Here is a 20,201-nt window from a genome sequence, read left to right on the forward strand (position 1 = left end):
TAGAAATGAGAAGAAGGGTTTTACTAGAAAGTAAAGAATAGTTTAATTGTGTAGTAAAATGGGGGTGCGTTTGATGGAATGGAAAACGAGAGTAACTGAACTGTTTGGTATTAAGTATCCAATTATACAAGGGGGACTTGCACACCTCGCTTATGCAGAACTTTGCTCAGCAGTTTCCAAGGCTGGTGGACTTGGCCAAATTACTGCAATGAGTCTTGAATCTCCAGAAGCGTTGGTAGCTGAAATTAGAAAAGTCAAAGAAATAACTAATATGCCATTTGGTGTAAACTTTGCGATTAGTCAACATGGGAGACCTTTTGAAGATATGTTAAGCGCTGCACTTGATGAAGGTGTGAAAATTATGTCTGTTACAGGTGGTAATCCTGCTCCTTTTTTTAAACAAATTAAAGGAAAGGACGTAAAGACACTTGTACTTGTGGCGGCTAAACGACAAGCTGAAAAAGCAGAAGAATTAGGAGCGGATGCTGTGATGGTTGTCGGCCAGGAAGGCGGCGGTCATTTGGGTCGTGATGATATTGGAACAATGGTATTAACACCATTAGTTGTAGACGCAGTATCTATACCTGTCATTTCCTCTGGAGGAATCGGGGATGGGCGTGGTTGGATGGCGGCGCATGCACTAGGGGCGGATGGAATTGAAATGGGCACGAGATTTATAGCTACAAAGGAATGTGTCCACGCATCTAAAGCATATCTAGAGGCATTATTAAATAGTAAGGAAACAGGAACTACCGTTATAAAAAGAACAATTGGTGCACCTGCAAGAGCTTTGTCAGGGGCGTGGACGAATAAAATTATTGAGTTGGAAGAAAATAATGCGGATTATGAGATACTGAAAGAGTTTATTAGTGGGGAAGCAAATAAGCGCTTTATACATGACGGCGATTCAGAAAATGGTTATGGCTGGGCTGGCCAAGTAGCTGGCTTGATTGAAGATATTCCTACTGTTGCCGAACTTTTCGAGAAAATGGTCCGAGAGGCAGAAGTGATTCGAGTTGGTTGGAACTTTCATAAATAGGAGGAATTATCGATGGAATATAGTTATCCGCTTCGGCAGGATTGGTCGACAGACGAAATTATCACGGTTATAGATTTTTTTGAGTTAATTGAAGGTGCGTATGAGGACGGTGTCTTGCAGGAAAAAGTGATGAATGCCTATCGTTTATTCAAAAAGATTGTACCTTCAAAATCAGAAGAGAAGACATTGTTTAAAGAGTTTGAAGATGCAAGTGGCTATAGCAGTTACCGTGTAGTAAAAGCAGCAACAGAAGGCTTAAAAGGAGATATCATTAAAGGAGCGTAACGCCAAGTTACGCTCTTTTTTATCGAAGGAAAAGATTCATTAATAATTACCAATAATTACATCGTAAACTGGCAAAAGTTCGTCAATTGTTTCTGTAGTAAAATTTATAAATTCATTTTTTGTCATTTTTGCTGCATCTTCGTTGGATAAATGACGACCGACAAGAAATTCAGCCTTTTTGACAGTCTTTAGTCGTTCAAGTAAATTTAAAACTTTAACTTCACCAAAATCATTGATCACAAAAGCTTCTGGCTTCATATGATCTCCCGATACGATATAGGAGTCAGGAAGTGATGTAACGGTATGTAAATTTTGTTCAAGTCGTTCAGCAATTCCTTTTTTATCAGGGTTTTCATAAATAACTGCAATAATAATGAATAAATGTGTGCTCCATAAGCCAATCTGAAAGTGAGGAATTGCTTTATAACCTCTTTTGGATGGTGCCATAGCTACCCAACTATCTGTTGGAGGATTAACGGTTCTTCGTGCATGGCGGGCGATATGTGTGAAAAACTCCCCAGTTCCATGTGCCGATAAACGATTAACTAGTTGGTCGCCAAGTATTGCGAATTTAGGTTGAACTTGGTTTTGCAGTGCGCTCATTCGGTTTTCAAGCCCTTCTAGTAAAAAAAGATTGAAATCCTCAATGTCCCAAAATTTTTTATTCAATACGTTCACTCCTTTGACTGAATTTAGCAGTAGTCACCCGCTTCTATAAGTGAAACGGCGAGAGAGGCAGTTGGCTCTCTCTCTTAGGCAATGATCTAATATGCCAGTTGTTCGGTAGAGATTAAACCCTGGCTGAATTAAGTTTCATTTCCCCTTGATGGAATAAAGCGCAATACCTCTTTGTAGTTACAGGATTTCGGGTTTTATTCAAACGAGCCTGAAAAAATCTGGACGCAATTAAGTTATGTTTTAATTAATCTTTTCACGTTTATTGTATCAGGTTTTAGGGGATAATAAATTTATAAGGGCTTGTGACTAGAATTGCTAACACGCACTGCATACTATAATAACAATAGACAGAATAATTAATCAAAATAAATGAAAAGGGGTGGCGACAGTGAAACAAGTTGTACACATTATTAGGAAAGCTGACATTGAAAAAGAATATGTGAAGGTATTACATCTAGAGTTAGATTATGAATTAGCGACGTTGTTCGATGCAATACAGCAGGCTGACAGTAAGCAAAAATTGAGAAGTGAAAACAGGTTAAGGGAGATTCATCGTGAGTTGGAGACGTTAAATGGCTTTGCATGAAAACAAAAAAATGACATAAACAGGCATTTGATACAATATTCCCAATCGGGAGTCATGTAATCAGGTGCCTTTTTCGTTATACTATAAAGAATAGGAGATTACATTGGAAGGGGTGGTGGATTTGAATTGGGAATATATTGACCGTTATGCAAAGTCATTAATAAAAGAGGCTGGACATAAAATACGTATTTCTTTTTTTAGTCGTATACATATCGATACCAAGACAAATGCTAATGATCTAGTGACGAATATTGATCGTGAAATTGAATCTTTTTTTATAAATCGAATTGAGACCGATTTTGTTGGACATAAAATTTTGGGTGAAGAAGGAATGGGTAAAGCGGTTGATTCGCTAGAAGGAGTGACCTGGATTATAGATCCGATTGATGGAACAACGAACTTTATCCATCAAAAACGAAATTTTGCCATTTCACTTGGAATTTATTTGGATGGTGTCGGTATGCTTGGTTATATTTACGATGTCACACGCGATGATTTTTATTGTGCTTCTAAAGGTGGGGGAGCTTATTTAAATGATGAACTTCTACCACAACTTGAAGTCAAGCCACTTAGTCAAGCAATTATCGGGATTAATGCAAGATGGGTTGCGCCAAATCGTTATTTGGATCATGAGAAAATGATTGGACTTGTTCTGGAGTGTAGAGGGTCACGCTCATACGGTTCGGCTGCGTTAGAAATGGCTTATGTTGCTTCGGGTAGGTTGGATGCGTATATATCGGTGAGACTGTCGCCATGGGATGTTGCGGGGGGGATCGTTATAGCGCAAGAGGTCGGTGCTATGTCAACTAATTTGAAAGGGGAAAAGCCTGAATTACTTGGTCAAGATTCGTTTATCGTTGCATGCCCAGGACTACATGATAATATTTTAACGGACTATATTCGTTTGTTAAAATAAAAAAAGCCACCCCAACCTTAAATTAGGTCGAGGACAGCATAAGTGATTTATTATAGAGCGCCTTGCTCACGTAACTTTTTCTTCATTTTGAAGCCGTAGCCCATAATTAGGATAAGTGCTATTATTGCAACGATGCCACCAATAATACTTTTTGTTGCAACAGCGACACCTATTCCACACATAGCTAAAACAGCACCAACAGAGTAAGGTATGAAGATCCATTGTATATCTTTCAATTAAATCCCTCCAAAATATATAAAAAAGTTTTTAATATTAATAATCTTATGCTATAATATCACAGTTAGGCATATGAAAAAAGAGTAATGGAGTGAAATCATGACTAAAGAACGTACAGACTTAAGGAATATTGCAATTATCGCACACGTAGACCATGGAAAAACAACGCTTGTAGATCAGCTATTGAAGCAATCAGGCATATTTAGATCTAATGAACAAGTCGATGACCGTGCGATGGACTCGGATGATATAGAGCGTGAACGCGGAATAACAATTCTTGCGAAAAACACAGCGATTGAATACAACGGTACAAAAATCAATATTTTGGATACACCAGGTCACGCTGACTTCGGTGGAGAAGTGGAACGTATTCTGAAAATGGTTGACGGTGTACTTTTAGTTGTTGACGCATATGAAGGATGTATGCCACAAACTCGTTTTGTGTTGAAAAAAGCATTAGAACAAAACTTGAAGCCGATTGTTGTCGTTAATAAAATCGACCGTGAGTTTGCACGTCCAGAAGAAGTTGTTGATGAAGTGCTTGAGTTATTCATAGAGCTTGAAGCAAATGATGAACAGCTTGAATTCCCAGTTGTCTTTGCATCTGGTTTTAACGGTACAGCAAGCTTATCTGGAGATCCAGCTGATCAAGAAGAAACGCTACGCGTTCTTTATGAAGCAATTCTTGAAAAAATCCCTGCACCAATCGACAATCGCGATGAGCCACTTCAATTCCAAGTTTCTTTATTGGATTATAGTGACTATGTAGGACGTATTGGAATTGGACGTATCTTCCGAGGTACGATGAACGTAGGACAACAAGTATCGGTAATTAAACGTGACGGCAGTAAGAAAAACTTCCGTGTTACGAAAATGTCAGGTTTCCTTGGACTGAAAAGAATTGAGATTCAAACAGCTTATGCTGGTGACCTTGTCGCGGTATCAGGTATGGAAGGAATCGATGTAAGTGACACGATTTGTCCAATCGAACACCCTGAAGCACTTCCTGAACTACATGTAGACGAGCCGACGTTACAAATGGCGTTCTTAGTAAATAACAGTCCTTTTGCTGGTCGTGAAGGTAAATGGGTTACATCAAGAAAAATTGAAGAGCGTCTTAACCAACAACTTCAAACAGATGTATCTTTAAGAGTTGAATCTTCAGGAGCAGATTCTTGGGTCGTTTCTGGTCGCGGTGAACTTCATTTGTCAATCTTAATTGAAAATATGAGACGTGAAGGTTTTGAACTACAAGTTTCTAAACCAGAAGTTATTATACGTGAAATTGATGGCAAAAAGTGTGAGCCGGTTGAACGGGTTCAAATTGAAGCGCCGGAACAATATACAGGTAACGTTATTGAGTCAATCAGTAACCGTAAAGGTGAAATGATTGATATGGTTAATAATGGGACAGGTACTGTACGCTTAATATTCTTAGTACCAGCACGTGGATTGATTGGGTATTCAACAGAATTCCTTACAATGACTAGAGGTTACGGTATTATTAATCACACGTTCGACAGCTATCAGCCGATGAGTGCTGGTCGTGTCGGTAAACGTGCGCAAGGTGTTCTTGTATCAATGGAGAACGGAACAGCTACTCCTTATGGTATTCTTCATGTAGAAGATCGTGGAGTAATATTCATTGAGCCAGGCACAGAAGTTTACGAAGGTATGATTGTTGGAGAGCATAACCGTGATGTTGACCTAACGATTAACTTAACAAAGGCAAAACAACAATCAAATATTCGTACTGCGAATAAAGACCAAACTGTAGCAATTAAAAAACCACGTATTATGACCCTTGAAGAGTCTCTTGAATATTTGGATGATGATGAGCTTTGTGAGGTTACACCTCTGTCAATTCGTCTTCGTAAAAAGATTCTTGGTAAGAGTGAACGTGAACGTGTAACGAAAAAGACAAGATCTTAATCTGAATCATTTAATTTACTTGTTTAACTATAAAAGTGTTATTTTGTAGAATGTCAGTTAGGCTAATTTAAGTTCAGTTAGCCTTTCGTGAAAGGACTGTTTTAAATGAATGTAAGGGTTGAGGATTCCCAACTGGTCTCAGATCGGATGTCTGGAATCTCACGCTTTATTTACGAATTCATGCCTTCTTTTGACAGTGCAGGCTACGTATTACTCGCATTAATATTTCTTTTGTCGGCATTGGTATACAAACTTGGATTTGCTAGAAAATTAAAGCTTCTTCAAACGCTAATCATCTATACATTTTTGTTTGTAGGGTGTATAGTTTTGACATTCTTAGCATTTTTCTTACCAATCGTCGAAGGGCTTATTGTAGCTGCTTTAATATTGATTATTTATCGAGCAAGGCGTATGAATGAATACAAAGGTGATAAAGAAGACTCCATCGCGTAATTGCGAAGGAGTCTTCTTTTGCATATAATTTAAAAATCATTTTCAATAGGGTGTGAACTACGTCTGAAAACATAGTTGCCGGTCGCTATACGCTCTATTGTTCTGGTAGTAATTCTTTCGTTACACTGATTACACATATAAGTATGGATTGGACGATTCCTTAATCTTTTGGCGAGAGGGGCATTGTCGTCAAGTTGTCCTATCTCGTCACAAATTACACATTTAACACGCAATGAAATCTCCTCCTATTCGATTGTTATTGCAACGATGTTTCGTATAGGATTTTCGGTATTTGAACCGTCTCTAAAGAGAAGATGTATGGGGCCGTCTTCAAGAATAGGTTTGCCGTCAATGCTATATTTTAATATGAAATCATCGAGATTTGTTAACTGATAAGAATGATTCTCCCCATTTGCAGTTTCAAATCGAATAATTTCAGCGTTGTCATTTGGTTCAGCATTTTTTAAGAAGTGCTTTAAGTACATACCGTAGGTTCCCTCTATGGAATTTGTTTCTTCAAAGTTTCTTTCGCTTTCCAGTGTGGGTGGGAAAACTGCACCTTCCATTATTTCACGAGACCAATGCTTTCCCATATTCTTCTTATATTCTTCTACGTCATCTTTTTCAACATAGTCATCCGAAAAGAAAAGATCTAGGTCTATCCTTCGGTCATCAAAGATCCAGACAGTTGGATCAAGTGTTATTTTGAAACGTACATTTCCTTTAATAGGAATAATCTTTTTCAATTTTACATCCCCTTACTTATCAATAACTAGCTCCTTTTAGTATAACGCTTTCAGTCGACGGGGAAAAGGTTTAGAATCAGTTCTGTGAAAAATAAGGGAATCGCTTGCAATTTTCATGTTCAAAAGATACAATTTACTAATAATCGTAGATTAGAAATAATAGCTTGATGGGGGCGTCCTCATGGATATTGAAATGCAAGAAACATATCAGGAAAAAGCAACTATACAGCTTAAAGCTGATGCTGACAAAATTGCTCAATTGATAAAAGTACAGATGGATCATTTGACTATGCCTCAATGTCCATTATACGAAGAAGTGCTAGACACTCAAATGTTCGGACTTGCTCGCGAAATTGATTTTGCGGTAAAGTTAGGACTAATTGAGCGAGACAGTGGGAATGAAATTCTTTCTTCACTAGAACAAGAAATGACGGTCTTGCACGACTTATATACTAGTAAATAAACAAAGGACTCAAACTTATTTAATAGTTTGGGTTTTTTGTTTAATGTAGAAGAGGTCCTACCAATGCAAAATTATATTAAGCGCTTTGTTCGGAATTTTGATTATCCGATTTTTATTACATATTTTCTGTTATGCATGTTTGGACTAGTTATGATTTATAGTTCGAGCCTTGTTTGGTCGGTAAGTAAATATCATTGGGATCCTGACCATTTTTTCAAAAAACAACTGATTAACCTGGCGATTGCAATCCCGGCTTTCTTTTTAGCCGCTTTTTTTCCATATAAAAATTATAAACGCAAAAAATTTATGATTTTCTCTGTTGGTACTATGATGATACTCCTGTTATTGGTACATTTTATTGGTTATGGCGAAGCAGTTGGTGCCCAAAGTTGGATTGCGATTAAGCTCGGTAGTTTCAGTATCGGTAGTATTCAGCCGTCTGAAGTAGCAAAGCTAGTCATAGTAATTTACTTTTCAAGTATATTTGCGAAAAAGTATGAAGCTGGAACGATTGATAGTTTAAATCAATCAATTGGACCTCCGATTATTATCCTTGTACTAGTAGCTGGATCTGTAATGATGGAAACGGATATAGGCACAACTTTCATTATCATTATGACAGCTTTTGGTGTAATGGCGGCAAGTGGAATTAGAAAACGAACGTTTTTGAAGATGTCTAGTTTAATTATATTTGGTTTGGTTTGTGCTGCTCCAATTATTTATTTTAATTGGGGAACGATTATGACAGGAAGTAGAAAAGGCCGTTTGTTGTCTTATCTAAACCCTTTCGATTATTTACAAGGTTCTGGTTATCAAATTGCCAACGGATACATCGCGATCGGTTCAGGTGGAGTAAAAGGAAATGGGCTTGGAAATTCAATTCAAAAAATGGGTTATTTGCCTGAACCGCATACAGATGTTATTATGGCAATTATCTCAGAGGAGTTAGGTGTACTGGGATCTATAATAGTAATAGGTGGGTTAGGTTTCATTGTTTTACGTGCATTGGTGATTGCGCTTAAAGCGAAAGATCCCCATGCAAGAATGCTAGCTGCTGGAATTGGAAGTATGATTGGAATTCAAACCTTCGTTAACATTGGTGGTTTAACAGGACTTATTCCATTAACGGGCGTGCCGTTACCATTTATTAGTTATGGTGGAACATCGATTATACTGCTTTCAATTGCAACAGGAATCTTGGTTAATGTGTCAATGTTTGTGAAAATGGAGCGGACTAAATAACAGGAAAAGGAAGTGTCTTTGTTGAAAAACATTAATAAGATCCTCGTAGCGAACCGCGGAGAAATCGCGATTCGTATATTCCGAGCATGTACTGAATTAGAAATAGCTACGGTCGGTATTTATTCAACTGAAGATAACGGCGCTTTCCACCGCTACAAGGCGGATGAATCATACTTAGTAGGTGAAGGTAAGAAACCAATTGATGCTTATTTAGATATTGAAGGTATTATTAAAATCGCTAAAGATTGTGGAGCAGACGCAATTCATCCAGGATACGGCTTCTTGGCAGAGAACGTAAATTTTGCTCGACGTCTTGAAGAAGAAGGTATTATATTCATCGGTCCAACATCAACACATTTAGACATGTTTGGAGATAAAGTTAAAGCGCGTGATCAGGCAGTTGCGGCGGGAATTCCCATTATACCTGGTAGTGATGGTCCTGTTGATTCAGTCAATGGCGTTGCGGAATTTGCGAAGTCTCACGGCTATCCAGTTATGGTTAAAGCATCCCTAGGTGGTGGCGGTCGTGGAATGCGTGTTGTTAATTCTGAAGAAGAGTTACATCAGGCTTATGAAAGAGCGCAATCAGAAGCGAAAGCTGCATTCGGGTCCGATGAAATGTATGTTGAGAAATGTATAATTAATCCAAAACATATAGAAGTACAAATTCTTGGTGATACTCATGGCAATATAGTTCATCTTTATGAAAGAGATTGTTCGATTCAGCGAAGACATCAAAAAGTTGTTGAAATTGCACCCTCACTATCATTGGGTGATAAATTACGTCAAGATATTTGTGATGCAGCAGTTAAGCTAATGAAAAATGTTAACTATCTAAATGCAGGAACAGTTGAGTTTCTTGTAGCTGACGGACAATTTTACTTTATTGAAGTTAATCCACGTATTCAAGTAGAGCATACGATTACTGAAATGATTACAGGAATTGACGTTGTGCATGCGCAAATACATATTGCGGATGGCAAAAATATCCACGAAGGAATTGAAGCGATACCTTCACAAGACAAGATACCTTTGTTTGGTTTTGCAATACAGTCACGAGTAACTACGGAAGACCCAGCAAATGATTTTATGCCAGACACTGGTAAGTTAACTGTGTATCGTTCAGGTGGAGGATTTGGTGTTCGTTTAGATGCAGGAAATGGTTTCCAAGGTGCAGTGATTACACCACATTATGATTCACTTCTCGTTAAAGTATCTACTTGGGGTATGACATTTAGAGAAGCTGCGGCTAAAATGGACAGAAACTTGCAAGAATTTAGAATTCGCGGAATTAAAACGAATATTCCTTTTTTAGAAAACGTAGTTAGACATAAAGAGTTTCTTGTAGGGGACTATGATACAAGCTTCATAGATACGACACCTGAATTATTCCTGTTCCCAACAAGACTAGATCGCGGCACTAAAATATTGAATTACCTAAGTAATGTAACGGTTAACGGATTCCCGGGTATTGACAATCGGTCAAAACCAGTATTCCATCCAATTCGAAAGCCTTCAATCGACCTATTAACGCCACCTAAGCAAGGTACGAAACAAATTCTTGATGAACTGGGTCCAGAAGGATTAGTAAAATGGATAAAAGAACAAGATGATGTTTTGTTAACCGATACTACATTTAGAGATGCGCATCAGTCCTTGTTAGCAACACGGATGCGTACGAAGGATATGACAAATATAGCTTCCGAATCAGCCAGATTAATGCCAGATTTATTTTCTTATGAGATGTGGGGCGGGGCAACATTCGATGTAGCTTATAGGTTCCTAAAAGAAAATCCGTGGGACAGACTTATTCAATTAAGGGAACAAATACCAAATACATTATTCCAAATGCTATTTAGAGGTGCTAATGCTGTAGGGTATACGAATTATCCGGATAATGTCATAAGAGAATTTATTAAGGAATCAGCAGAAGCTGGAATAGATGTATTCCGTATCTTCGACAGTTTAAATTGGATTAAGGGTATGGAAATCGCGATTGATGCGACAAGAAATTCTGGCAAGATTGCAGAAGCTGCAATTTGTTATACAGGTGATATTTTAGATAGTTCACGAGATAAGTATACGATTGCTTATTATAAGAAAATGGCAAAAGAACTTGAATCAGCAGGTGCTCATATACTTGCTATCAAAGATATGGCGGGGTTATTAAAGCCTGAAGCGGCATTCCAACTTGTGTCAGAATTAAAAGCAACGGTTGACATACCGATTCACCTCCATATCCATGATACGAGCGGCAATGGTATTTACACTTATGCACGTGCAATTGATGCAGGTGTAGATATTGTAGATACAGCTTTAGGCGCGATGGCAGGACTAACATCACAACCGTCTTCAAGCTCATTGTATTACGCAATGTCGGGTGGAAAGCGTAAAGTTCGCACTGAAGTTCAATCGCTTGAAAAATTATCTCATTATTGGGAAGATGTACGGAAATATTATCAACATTTTGAAAGTGGTATGAATAGTCCACATTCTGAAATATATGTACACGAAATGCCGGGAGGACAATACTCAAACTTGCAACAACAAGCGAGAGCTGTTGGTCTTGGTGAACGTTGGGAAGAAGTCAAAATGATGTATTCTCGCGTTAACCTTCTCTTTGGAGACGTTGTAAAAGTTACACCTTCGTCTAAAGTTGTCGGAGACATGGCATTATTCATGGTTCAAAATAATTTGGATGAGAATACTGTGCTTGTTCGCGGTAAGTCTATTGATTTTCCAGAATCGGTTATTGAATTTTTCGAAGGCTATATTGGGCAACCACATGGCGGATTCCCTGAAGATCTTCAAAAGGTGATATTGAAAGATCGTAAACCGATTACTGTTCGTCCTGGAGAATTGCTAGAAGCTGTTGATTTTGAAAAGTTGTCAGTTGAACTTAGCACAAAACTAGAGAGACCAGTAACAAGCCATGAAATACTTTCGCATGTGCTGTATCCAAAAGTCTTTGAGGATTATATAAAGACGAATAACGAATTCGGTAATGTCTCTGTTATTGATACTGCAGAATATCTCTACGGATTACGACTAGGTGAAGAGATTGAAATCGAAATTGAAAAAGGTAAGACATTAATCGTTAAACTTGTTTCAATTAGTGAACCACAATCAGATGCGACACGAGTAATGTATTATGAATTAAATGGACAACCGCGTGAAGTAATCGTCGAGGATGTAAATGTTGAATCCACAGTTGTTAGAAATCTTAAAGCTGACCCAACAAATATTAAGCATATCGCTGCTACGATGCCGGGTACTGTGTTGAAAGTTGCAGTAGATCAAGGTGCAAAAGTTAAGAGAGGCGAACACCTCTTAATTACAGAAGCGATGAAGATGGAAACAACTATACAAGCACCATTTGATGGTATAGTGAAACAAATTTACGTTGTAGCCGGTGAATCAATTTCAACAGGAGATTTACTTATTGAAATAGAATAATAAAAAAACACTCAGATATAAACGAGGCCACTGAAAAAGTCCTCTTCACCTGAGGTTTTCTAGAATTTGTTGATTTCCGCTACAGATGGACGCTTTCCACGGGGCGGGCGGTGAGCCTCCTCGTCGCGAAAACCGCGCTCCTGTGGGGTCTCGCCTGTCCCGCTTCATCCCGTAGGAGTCGCCATCTTCCGCTACAATCAACGGAGTATGCTAAAAATCAGACTATAAAACACTAAACAGCGATTCATTTTCGATTAAATCGAAAATGAATCGCTGTTTTATTGTATAATAAAAGGACTAATTCCAGGCGGTGGTCCCATGATCCCTACTCAAGAAACCTTCAATCTTAGCCCATATATAGCCATCTACGATATCGTTGTACCAAAAGATAATATGCTGCGTCAAATCAATGAACTTGTAGATTTCTCCTTTGTTTTAGAGGAATTGAAAAGTAAATATTGTCACGATAACGGTCGCAATGCAGTCCCGCCGATTCGCATGTTTAAATATTTATTACTTAAATTAATCTTTGATTTATCAGATGTTGATGTTGTCGAACGCTCTAAGTACGATATGTCTTTCAAATACTTTCTTGATATGGCACCAGAGGCTTCAGTCATTGATCCCAGTTCCTTAACGAAATTTCGCAAGCTACGTCTAAATGACTTGGATTTATTAGACTTACTCATTCAAAAGACAGTTGAAATTGCACTTGAAAAAGAGCTTATCAAAAGTAAATCGATTATTGTAGACGCCACGCATACAAAAGCGCGATATAACCAAAAATCACCGAAAGAATTTTTAATGGAAAAATCCAAAAATGTACGTAAAACTGTGTATCAATTCGATGAAACCATGAAAGAAAAGTTCCCAACGAAAACAACTTCTAACGAAGTTGAAGATGAATTGGCTTATTGTGAAAAAGTGATTTCAGTAATTGAAAAAGAGGTTCACCTTGTAAACATTCCAGCCGTCAAAGAGAAGTTAAATGTATTAAAGGAAGTTGTAGAAGATTATACAGAACGGCTCGATTTCTCAACGGATCCAGATGCACGCGTAGGTCATAAAACAGCAGACTCCTCTTTCTTTGGCTACAAAACACATATTGCAATAAATGATGAACGATTGATTACAGCTGCGATTGTGACAACTGGAGAAAAAAGTGATGGGAAATACCTTCAAGATTTAATTGAAAAAAGTCAGGAAACAGGCATGGAAATTGAAGCAGTGCTTGGGGATACAGCTTATTCTGGAAAAGATAATATTCTTTATGCCAAGGAAAATGAACTTGAACTGGTGTCAAAATTACACCCTCAAATTACACAAGGGAGTCGTACGAAGGAAGAGGAATTTGAATTTAATAAAGATGCAGGGATGTATGTTTGTAAGGCCGGTCACATGGCGATTAGAAAAGCGCGTACTCAAAAGAAAAATGTAGTGAGAAATCAATGTCAAACCTATTATTTTGATATTAATAAATGTAAAAGCTGCCCGTTTCGTCAAGGTTGTTATAAAGAAGGTGCGAAAAGTAAAACTTACTCGGTAACGATTAAATCGACAGAACATAAAGATCAAGAAGCGTTTCAAAATAGCGATGAATTTAAAGTCAAAGCCAAATCTCGTTATAAAATCGAAGCGAAGAATAGTGAATTAAAACATAGACACGGGTATGATGTAGCCAAATCAGCGGGTCTATTTGGCATGCGAATGCAAGGTGCCATGACCATTTTTGCGGTCAATCTTAAACGGATTATAACGTTAATGAAAGATACATAGTAAGAAACAGCAAAGAAAAAAGAGCTAATTCGTTCAAAATCGAACGAATCGGCTCTTTTTTCTATGAGATTTACTACAAATTTAAAAACGTAAGTTTTTCAGTGGCCTCTATAAACGTCGGAGTGTTTTTTATTTAATTGTAAGGGAAAGCATATATTTGGTAAGATTACTTTTTTCCCCGGCTTCGAGAAACAAGAAGAATCATATATGCTAGTAACCCAAAAAGTAAAGATATAAAAAAGGAGTGGAGTAATGCAATTGTTAGACTTAATCTTGTTAGTACGACAGTCATACCAGAAATCACTTGTAAGGAAACAAGCGTTAAAGCTATTATCCAGCCCCAGTAAATAACGGGTTGATTTTTGTAATTTCGAATAGCGTGGATTGCGATATATGCAATCCAAATGAAGATTAGTGCTGCAGCTGTCCGATGACCCATTTGCACCCATTCATACATGTTTGTTGGAAGCGTAAAGAACTCATCGTTTCGACATAAGGGCCAATCCTTACATGCGAGACTAGAATTGGTATGCCTTACAAGGGCACCCGTATAAACGACGATATAAGAATATATTGTGACGCCGACTGTATGCCATTTTAACTTTTTGCTCATAACTAATTTGTCAGTATCAAATTTCTGATCGACTTCAAAGATGAGAAGAGTTAATAGGAGTACAGATGCAAAAGAAATGAGAGAAATGCCGAAATGAAGCGCTAATATGAAATCGCCTTGTCCCCATAGTACTTGTGCAGCACCTATCAATGCTTGCAAAACTAAAAAGAATACTGACATAATTGAAAGGAACTTAGTTTCTCTAACATGTCCTATGGCTTTCCAAGACCAAATTGCTAGGACAAGAATTAGTATTCCTACAGAACCTGTTACAAGTCGGTGTGAAAACTCGATTAGTACTTCAAGCGTAATCACATCTGGAATTAGTTGTCCATTACATCCAGGCCAATGTCGCCCACAACCCATTCCACTGTCTGTCTTAGTGACAAGAGCGCCACCAAGGAGGATTAATGCCATTCCGACTGTAGAAGCAACAGCGAACCATTTTAAGAATTTATTATAGCGCAAAATTAACACCTACTTTTAATTAAATGATGAACTTAAAGTAACGACCCTGCGTGTTTGATGATAACGAATGGTATGATAAAAGACAATGACTAGCATTTGAAATTAAGGATAAAAATCATGATTTCACACAATGTTCATAAAAAAGACCTTATAACTTCACAAATGGTTACAAGAAATGATTTACTATAGAGAGTGTAGCGGAACAAATGTGTCGGATTCTTACAACATTCAAAGAGAATTTTGTATATGTATAGAAATTATACTGGAATTTCGATATAGTAAGGGGAATAGATAACTATTGATAATATTGAGAGGAGGAGAAATATGTCAAACGGTCGTGCATTGTCGACTACTGCGGAAGCAGATGTTGTCACTGTATCGCTGCTAAAAGATTTCTTGGCGCTCATTAAAATTGGGATAGTCAATTCGAACATGATTACAGTGTTCACAGGAATATTTTTGGCTTTGCAGTTGAGTGGTATGAGCTTCCTTAATAATTTAGACTTACTTTTCTACGCACTGGCTGGTTCGGGTTTAATTATTGCGGGATCAGCAGCGCTAAATAATTTAATTGATCGTGATATCGATCCGGTTATGTCGAGAACAAAGACGAGGCCTACAGTTACTGGTCGATTTAAAGCACCTGCTGTATTGGCACTTGCGCTCACTTTCATTTTATTAGGAGAAGTATTATTATTTTCTGCTTCAATCTCTGCGGGTCTGTGGGGACTTGCGGGTATTTTTAGTTATGTAGTGCTCTATTCTATGTGGTCAAAGAGAAAATATGTTAGCAATACAGTTGTGGGTAGTATTTCTGGTGCCATACCGCCTTTAATTGGCTGGTCGGCAGTCGAGCCAGCACTAGGGGCTGGGGCATGGGCTTTATTTTTAATCATGTTCATTTGGCAACCCCCACACTTTTATGCGTTAGCTATGCGTAGAACAGAGGAGTACCGGGCTGCGAATATACCGATGCTTCCTGTTGTCAAAGGGTTTGCCAGAACGAAGAAATCTATGTTAGGTTGGATACTGTTACTTTTTCCATTACCGTTTCTACTTTCAGAACTTGGAATGGGATTTCTAATATTGGCATCTATACTTAACGTTGGTTGGCTATACTTAGCAATAAGAGGTTTCAAAGCGAAAGATGATTTGAAGTGGGCAACAGGTATGTTTGTATACTCGCTCAATTATATGACGATATTATTCGTATCGATAATCATATTTTCGTTATTTATCTAACAGTCGGAATTCTTTCTTTTGAATAGGAATTCATATAAAGGGGTTAGCAGTCCTCAAAACAAAGAAATTATTTTTAGAAAGAGAGGTATGATTTGGCGATGATGAAAGGACTTAAAAAGTGGCGTCTCTTTTCTCTTCTAGCAGCTTTAACTATCTTCCTAGCAGGTTGTGGCCAAGAAGAATTATCGACGCTTCTTCCAGCGGGCGAAGTCGCTAAGGACCAATTTAATTTGCTACTATTATCTTCAGGGATCATGTTACTTGTAATCTTAGTAGTAGTGATTATCTATGTAGTTGCACTTGTAAAATTCAGACGTTCGAAATTGGGTGAAGACCATATTCCTGAACAAGTTGAAGGAAGCGAAACGTTAGAAATCTTATGGACAGTCATTCCTATTATTCTTGTTCTTGTACTTGCTGTGCCGACAGTTTATTACACATATAAACTTGGCGATGTAACTGCAATGGGAGCTGTTGACGATGAAGGAATAGCCGAAAATCTAGTTGTTGATGTTACGGCGAAACTTTATTGGTGGGAGTTTGAATATCCTGAATTAGGAATTGTTACTGCGCAAGAACTTGTCGTACCAATGGATGAAAAAGTTTACTTTAACCTAATGGCCGCGGATGTAAAGCACTCATTTTGGATACCAGCGGTTGGCGGTAAACTAGATAACAACGTAGAAAACGTTAATAAGTTTTATCTTATCTTCGAAAAAGATTCTAAGGATCTTAAAGATGGCGTGTTCTATGGTAAGTGTGCAGAACTTTGTGGACCATCTCACTCACTTATGGACTTTAAAGTGAAAACATTACCTCGAGCGGAATTTGATGGCTGGGTAGCAGCTATGCAAGCTACAGGTGATGAAAAAGCTGAAACGTCTGAAGTTGCTGACGTAAGTGTTGGAGAAGAAGTATTCCAACAGAGTTGTATCTCATGTCACGCAACATCTGGTGTAGGTGAAACAGGTGCTATAGGACCTAACTTAGCTTCATTTGGTGATCGTAACCGAGTTGCTGGATATATGGATCACACTGAAGAGTCAATTAAAGAGTGGGTCAGAGATACCCAATTGTATAAACCAGGTAACATCATGCCTTCATTCGGAAAAGATCAGATTTCAGATGAAGAGTTAGATGCACTTGCAGAATACTTAATGGGATTATCTGTTGAAAAGTAATGTAATTTGAATTTGACGAGGAGGTAAGAAAGTGAGTTCAGTTGCTCAAAAGAAAGGCCGCGCGGCTTGGTTATGGGACTGGATGACAACAGTCGACCATAAGAAGATTGGTATTCTTTATCTTCTAGGCGGAGGAATGTTCTTCGTTATTGGTGGAATAGAAGCCATGATTATTCGTGCACAGCTCTTAACGCCGAATAACGATCTTGTCAGTGCAGGCGTGTTTAATCAGATTATAACTATGCACGGAACGACCATGATTTTCCTTGCTGCCATGCCAATTTTATTTGGTTTTATGAACGCGATTATGCCACTGCAAATCGGTGCGCGTGACGTAGCGTTTCCATTTCTTAACTCATTAGGGTTTTGGATGTTTGTATTCGGTGGTTTGTTCCTAAACGTATCTTGGCTAACAGGTCAGGTGCCAGATGCAGGATGGACTTCTTATGCATCTCTGGCAATTACATCTGAAGGACATGGTGTAGATTTTTATGCGATAGGATTACAAATTGCTGGTGGTGGTACACTTATATCGGGGATTAACTTCCTTGTTACAATTATTAATATGCGTGCACCAGGAATGACATATATGCGTATGCCATTATTTACATGGACGACGTTTGTTGCTTCGGCGATGGTACTATTTGCATTCCCTCCACTTACAGTTGGATTGTTCTTCCTTACATTCGATCGAATGTTTGACGGGAACTTCTTTAATCATACTATGGGTGGTAACACGATAATTTGGGAGCATATTTTCTGGATTTTTGGTCACCCTGAAGTATATATATTGATATTACCGGCTTTCGGTATTTTCTCTGAAATATTTTCGATGTTCTCACGGAAAAGACTATTTGGATATCCAACAATGGTATTCGCAACAGTTCTTATTGGATTTTTAGGGTTCATGGTTTGGGCTCACCATATGTTTACTGTAGGTCTTGGTTCAACTGCAAATGCTATTTTTGCAGTAGCAACTATGGCAATTGCTGTTCCTACCGGAGTTAAGATATTTAACTGGCTGCTTACAATGTGGGGCGGTAGTATTAAAGTTACGACACCTATGCTTTATGCGATTGGTTTTATCCCGTCATTCGTAATGGGTGGAGTTACGGGAGTTATGCAAGGTGCAGCACCACTTGATTACCAATTGCATGATTCTTATTTCATCGTTGCTCACTTCCACTATGTAATTGTTGGTGGAGTTGTATTAGGTATATTAGCTGCTGTTCATTTATACTGGCCTAAAATGTTTGGTACGATGTTAAGTGAAAAATTAGGTTTTGTAACGTTCTGGTTTTTCTTTATTGGTTTCCACTTGACATTCTTGATTCAACATTGGTTAGGATTCTGGGGTATGCCACGTCGTGTTTGGACTTATCAGGACGGACAAGGATGGAATGTTGCGAACTACATTAGTTCTGTAGGCGCATTATTAATGGCAATTGGTGTAATTGTACTTGTGATAAATATTATTATTACATCAGTGAAAAATGTACGTGTTGCAAACGATCCATGGGGTGATGGACGAACGCTTGAATGGGCAATCGAATCTCCACCACTTTATTATAACTTTGCGCAAACACCACTTGTACGTGGTTTAGATACTGTGTGGATTGAAAAGCTTGAAGGTAATGAATCTGGAATAACTCCTGCTGTACCTGTACAAGATATCCATATGCCACATGGTTCAATTATTCCATTCTTAATGGCATTTGGTATGTTTATTGCTGGTTTCGGAGCAATGTTCCACCAAGAAACATCTTGGGGACTTCCACTTCTTATCTTTGGATTAGCTTGGATTTTCGTTGCGATGTCTGTTAGATCATTGAAAGATGATTTAGGATATCATGTTACGAAAGAAGAGATTTTGAATGATATGAAACGTAAAGGGGGACAAAAATAATGGATTTGAATAAAAAATTCACCCCTGAAACGTGGCCTGATAAGCCTGAAGTAGCAACATTCGAAGGAAAAAATAAATTTGTTGGTTTTTGGCTTTTCCTTGGTGGAGAAACTGTTTTATTCGCAACGTTATTTGCAACATATCTAGCGCTAAAAAACAGAGGACCATCTAATCTTGAGTTCAGTACCCAAGAACTTTTTGAACTACCGCTTGTGTTTGTTATGACGATGCTTCTACTAACATCTTCATTAACAAGTGTGTATGCAATGTATCATTTAAGAAATTATGATTTTAAGAAGATGCAACTATGGCTTGCTATAACAGCATTTCTTGGACTTGGTTTCTTAATGCTTGAAGTGTATGAGTTCGTTCACTATATAAAATTAGGATTCGTGTTTAGTAATAGTGCATTTAGTTCAGCTTTCTTTACGCTTGTTGGAACTCACGGTTTTCACGTTGCGATAGGGTTAGTGTGGATTACATTATTAATCTTCCGTAACTCTAAACGTGGTTTGAACTTGTATAATGCTCCAAAATTTTATACATTTTCATTGTACTGGCATTTCATTGATGTTGTCTGGGTATTCATCTTCACTGTAGTCTACTTGATGGGAGTGGTAGGTTAATATGGCTGATATCGAAGTTTATAAAAAGTCTCCAGGCGAATATGATCTTATCCAAAGACGTGCTAGAAAATCCATGCGCAGCACGATTGTTATGTTTGCGCTAATGGTTTTCTTCACACTTGTTTCATTTAGTATAGTTGTGCTTTATCAATCCGGAGCTGTTGGATTTTCGGAGTACTTCGTAATACCGGTAATTATGCTAATTGCAGCTATATTAGGCGGGTTACAACTGTTTTATTTTATGCATATGAATGAGGAAGGTCACGGTACACCGTTACTTTTCATGGTTTGTGGTATTTTAACTGCATTCCTAATTATTTTAACTTTCATCACAATTGTTTGGTGGAATTAAGATA

Annotated in this window: 20 protein-coding genes; 15 read left to right on the plus strand and 5 right to left on the minus strand. The window is 38.0% G+C overall.

Annotated elements, in window-relative coordinates; genetic code table 11:
• Positions 1–73: 73 nt before the first annotated feature.
• The gene (locus AC3RV6_RS04195) at positions 74–1,039 is read left to right on the plus strand and encodes an NAD(P)H-dependent flavin oxidoreductase (protein ID WP_489748204.1); all 966 of its coding nucleotides are present in this window, start codon (positions 74–76) and stop codon (positions 1,037–1,039) included.
• A gap of 12 nt (positions 1,040–1,051) precedes the next feature.
• Entirely contained in the window at positions 1,052–1,324 is a 273-nt protein-coding gene (locus AC3RV6_RS04200) for a UPF0223 family protein (protein WP_489748205.1), read from the plus strand.
• 39 nt (positions 1,325–1,363) lie between these two features.
• Here the strand turns inward: AC3RV6_RS04200 and AC3RV6_RS04205 are convergent, their stop codons facing one another.
• Entirely contained in the window at positions 1,364–1,993 is a 630-nt protein-coding gene (locus AC3RV6_RS04205) for a YktB family protein (RefSeq protein ID WP_489748206.1), read from the minus strand.
• 397 nt (positions 1,994–2,390) lie between these two features.
• Here AC3RV6_RS04205 and AC3RV6_RS04210 point away from each other — a divergent pair, with 397 nt between their 5' ends.
• Positions 2,391–2,588 (plus strand): hypothetical protein, encoded by a 198-nt coding sequence (locus AC3RV6_RS04210; RefSeq protein WP_489748207.1) that lies wholly within the window; start codon positions 2,391–2,393, stop codon positions 2,586–2,588.
• A gap of 121 nt (positions 2,589–2,709) precedes the next feature.
• A complete protein-coding gene (locus tag AC3RV6_RS04215; protein ID WP_489748208.1) occupies positions 2,710–3,504 on the plus strand; it encodes an inositol monophosphatase family protein in 795 nt (264 codons plus the stop codon).
• Between the two features lie 50 nt (positions 3,505–3,554).
• Here AC3RV6_RS04215 and AC3RV6_RS04220 read toward each other — a convergent pair whose 3' ends face one another.
• Positions 3,555–3,740 (minus strand): YlaF family protein, encoded by a 186-nt coding sequence (locus AC3RV6_RS04220; RefSeq protein WP_489748209.1) that lies wholly within the window; start codon positions 3,738–3,740, stop codon positions 3,555–3,557.
• A 100-nt stretch (positions 3,741–3,840) separates the two neighbouring features.
• Here AC3RV6_RS04220 and typA point away from each other — a divergent pair, with 100 nt between their 5' ends.
• Entirely contained in the window at positions 3,841–5,673 is a 1,833-nt protein-coding gene (gene typA, locus AC3RV6_RS04225; protein ID WP_489748210.1) for a translational GTPase TypA, read from the plus strand.
• A 105-nt stretch (positions 5,674–5,778) separates the two neighbouring features.
• Positions 5,779–6,126: a YlaH-like family protein gene (locus AC3RV6_RS04230; RefSeq protein ID WP_489748211.1), complete on the plus strand. Its 348-nt coding sequence runs from the start codon at positions 5,779–5,781 to the stop codon at positions 6,124–6,126.
• Positions 6,127–6,155: 29 nt separating this feature from the next.
• Here the strand turns inward: AC3RV6_RS04230 and AC3RV6_RS04235 are convergent, their stop codons facing one another.
• Together AC3RV6_RS04235 and AC3RV6_RS04240 are read right to left on the minus strand one after the other, a co-directional pair.
• A complete protein-coding gene (locus AC3RV6_RS04235; protein WP_489748212.1) occupies positions 6,156–6,359 on the minus strand; it encodes a YlaI family protein in 204 nt (67 codons plus the stop codon).
• Between the two features lie 12 nt (positions 6,360–6,371).
• Complete coding sequence (locus AC3RV6_RS04240; RefSeq protein ID WP_489748213.1) at positions 6,372–6,872, minus strand: peptidyl-prolyl cis-trans isomerase; 501 nt, start codon at positions 6,870–6,872, stop codon at positions 6,372–6,374.
• Between the two features lie 181 nt (positions 6,873–7,053).
• On the opposite strand from AC3RV6_RS04240, the gene AC3RV6_RS04245 reads away from it, so the two are divergent.
• From AC3RV6_RS04245 to AC3RV6_RS04260, 4 genes are all read left to right on the plus strand, one after another.
• A complete protein-coding gene (locus AC3RV6_RS04245; RefSeq protein ID WP_489748214.1) occupies positions 7,054–7,335 on the plus strand; it encodes an Fpa/YlaN family protein in 282 nt (93 codons plus the stop codon).
• Between the two features lie 63 nt (positions 7,336–7,398).
• A complete protein-coding gene (locus AC3RV6_RS04250) occupies positions 7,399–8,577 on the plus strand; it encodes an FtsW/RodA/SpoVE family cell cycle protein (protein WP_489748215.1) in 1,179 nt (392 codons plus the stop codon).
• Positions 8,578–8,598: 21 nt separating this feature from the next.
• Positions 8,599–12,033 (plus strand): pyruvate carboxylase, encoded by a 3,435-nt coding sequence (pyc, locus tag AC3RV6_RS04255; protein WP_489748216.1) that lies wholly within the window; start codon positions 8,599–8,601, stop codon positions 12,031–12,033.
• A 318-nt stretch (positions 12,034–12,351) separates the two neighbouring features.
• Entirely contained in the window at positions 12,352–13,809 is a 1,458-nt protein-coding gene (locus AC3RV6_RS04260) for an IS1182 family transposase (protein ID WP_489748217.1), read from the plus strand.
• Positions 13,810–13,975: 166 nt separating this feature from the next.
• Here the strand turns inward: AC3RV6_RS04260 and AC3RV6_RS04265 are convergent, their stop codons facing one another.
• Complete coding sequence (locus AC3RV6_RS04265; RefSeq protein ID WP_489748218.1) at positions 13,976–14,890, minus strand: COX15/CtaA family protein; 915 nt, start codon at positions 14,888–14,890, stop codon at positions 13,976–13,978.
• Between the two features lie 324 nt (positions 14,891–15,214).
• Between AC3RV6_RS04265 and cyoE the strand changes: the two genes are divergently transcribed.
• From cyoE to AC3RV6_RS04290, 5 genes are all read left to right on the plus strand, one after another.
• Entirely contained in the window at positions 15,215–16,132 is a 918-nt protein-coding gene (cyoE, locus tag AC3RV6_RS04270) for a heme o synthase (protein WP_489748219.1), read from the plus strand.
• Positions 16,133–16,230: 98 nt separating this feature from the next.
• A complete protein-coding gene (gene coxB, locus AC3RV6_RS04275; RefSeq protein WP_489749186.1) occupies positions 16,231–17,313 on the plus strand; it encodes a cytochrome c oxidase subunit II in 1,083 nt (360 codons plus the stop codon).
• A gap of 31 nt (positions 17,314–17,344) precedes the next feature.
• On the plus strand, positions 17,345–19,219 hold the full coding sequence (locus AC3RV6_RS04280) for a cbb3-type cytochrome c oxidase subunit I (protein WP_489748220.1): 1,875 nt from the start codon (positions 17,345–17,347) through the stop codon (positions 19,217–19,219).
• Complete coding sequence (locus AC3RV6_RS04285; RefSeq protein ID WP_489748221.1) at positions 19,219–19,845, plus strand: cytochrome (ubi)quinol oxidase subunit III; 627 nt, start codon at positions 19,219–19,221, stop codon at positions 19,843–19,845. The genes AC3RV6_RS04280 and AC3RV6_RS04285 overlap by 1 nt, the downstream gene beginning before the upstream one ends.
• 1 nt (position 19,846) lies before the next feature.
• Positions 19,847–20,197, plus strand: a complete 351-nt coding sequence (locus AC3RV6_RS04290) for a cytochrome C oxidase subunit IV family protein (protein WP_489748222.1) — start codon at positions 19,847–19,849, stop codon at positions 20,195–20,197.
• Positions 20,198–20,201 lie beyond the last annotated feature (4 nt).

Source organism: Sporosarcina sp. So3-204 (assembly GCF_058068165.1).

Excerpts from the sequence above, each read along its gene's own strand:
- AC3RV6_RS04195 (WP_489748204.1), top strand. The coding sequence starts at position 74 with ATGGAATGGAAAACGAGAGTAACTGAACTGTTTGGTATTAAGTATCCA.
- AC3RV6_RS04200 (WP_489748205.1), top strand. The coding sequence starts at position 1,052 with ATGGAATATAGTTATCCGCTTCGGCAGGATTGGTCGACAGACGAAATT.
- typA (WP_489748210.1), top strand. The coding sequence starts at position 3,841 with ATGACTAAAGAACGTACAGACTTAAGGAATATTGCAATTATCGCACAC.
- AC3RV6_RS04230 (WP_489748211.1), top strand. The coding sequence starts at position 5,779 with ATGAATGTAAGGGTTGAGGATTCCCAACTGGTCTCAGATCGGATGTCT.
- AC3RV6_RS04245 (WP_489748214.1), top strand. The coding sequence starts at position 7,054 with ATGGATATTGAAATGCAAGAAACATATCAGGAAAAAGCAACTATACAG.
- AC3RV6_RS04250 (WP_489748215.1), top strand. The coding sequence starts at position 7,399 with ATGCAAAATTATATTAAGCGCTTTGTTCGGAATTTTGATTATCCGATT.
- AC3RV6_RS04260 (WP_489748217.1), top strand. The coding sequence starts at position 12,352 with ATGATCCCTACTCAAGAAACCTTCAATCTTAGCCCATATATAGCCATC.
- cyoE (WP_489748219.1), top strand. The coding sequence starts at position 15,215 with ATGTCAAACGGTCGTGCATTGTCGACTACTGCGGAAGCAGATGTTGTC.
- coxB (WP_489749186.1), top strand. The coding sequence starts at position 16,231 with ATGATGAAAGGACTTAAAAAGTGGCGTCTCTTTTCTCTTCTAGCAGCT.
- AC3RV6_RS04285 (WP_489748221.1), top strand. The coding sequence starts at position 19,219 with ATGGATTTGAATAAAAAATTCACCCCTGAAACGTGGCCTGATAAGCCT.
- AC3RV6_RS04290 (WP_489748222.1), top strand. The coding sequence starts at position 19,847 with ATGGCTGATATCGAAGTTTATAAAAAGTCTCCAGGCGAATATGATCTT.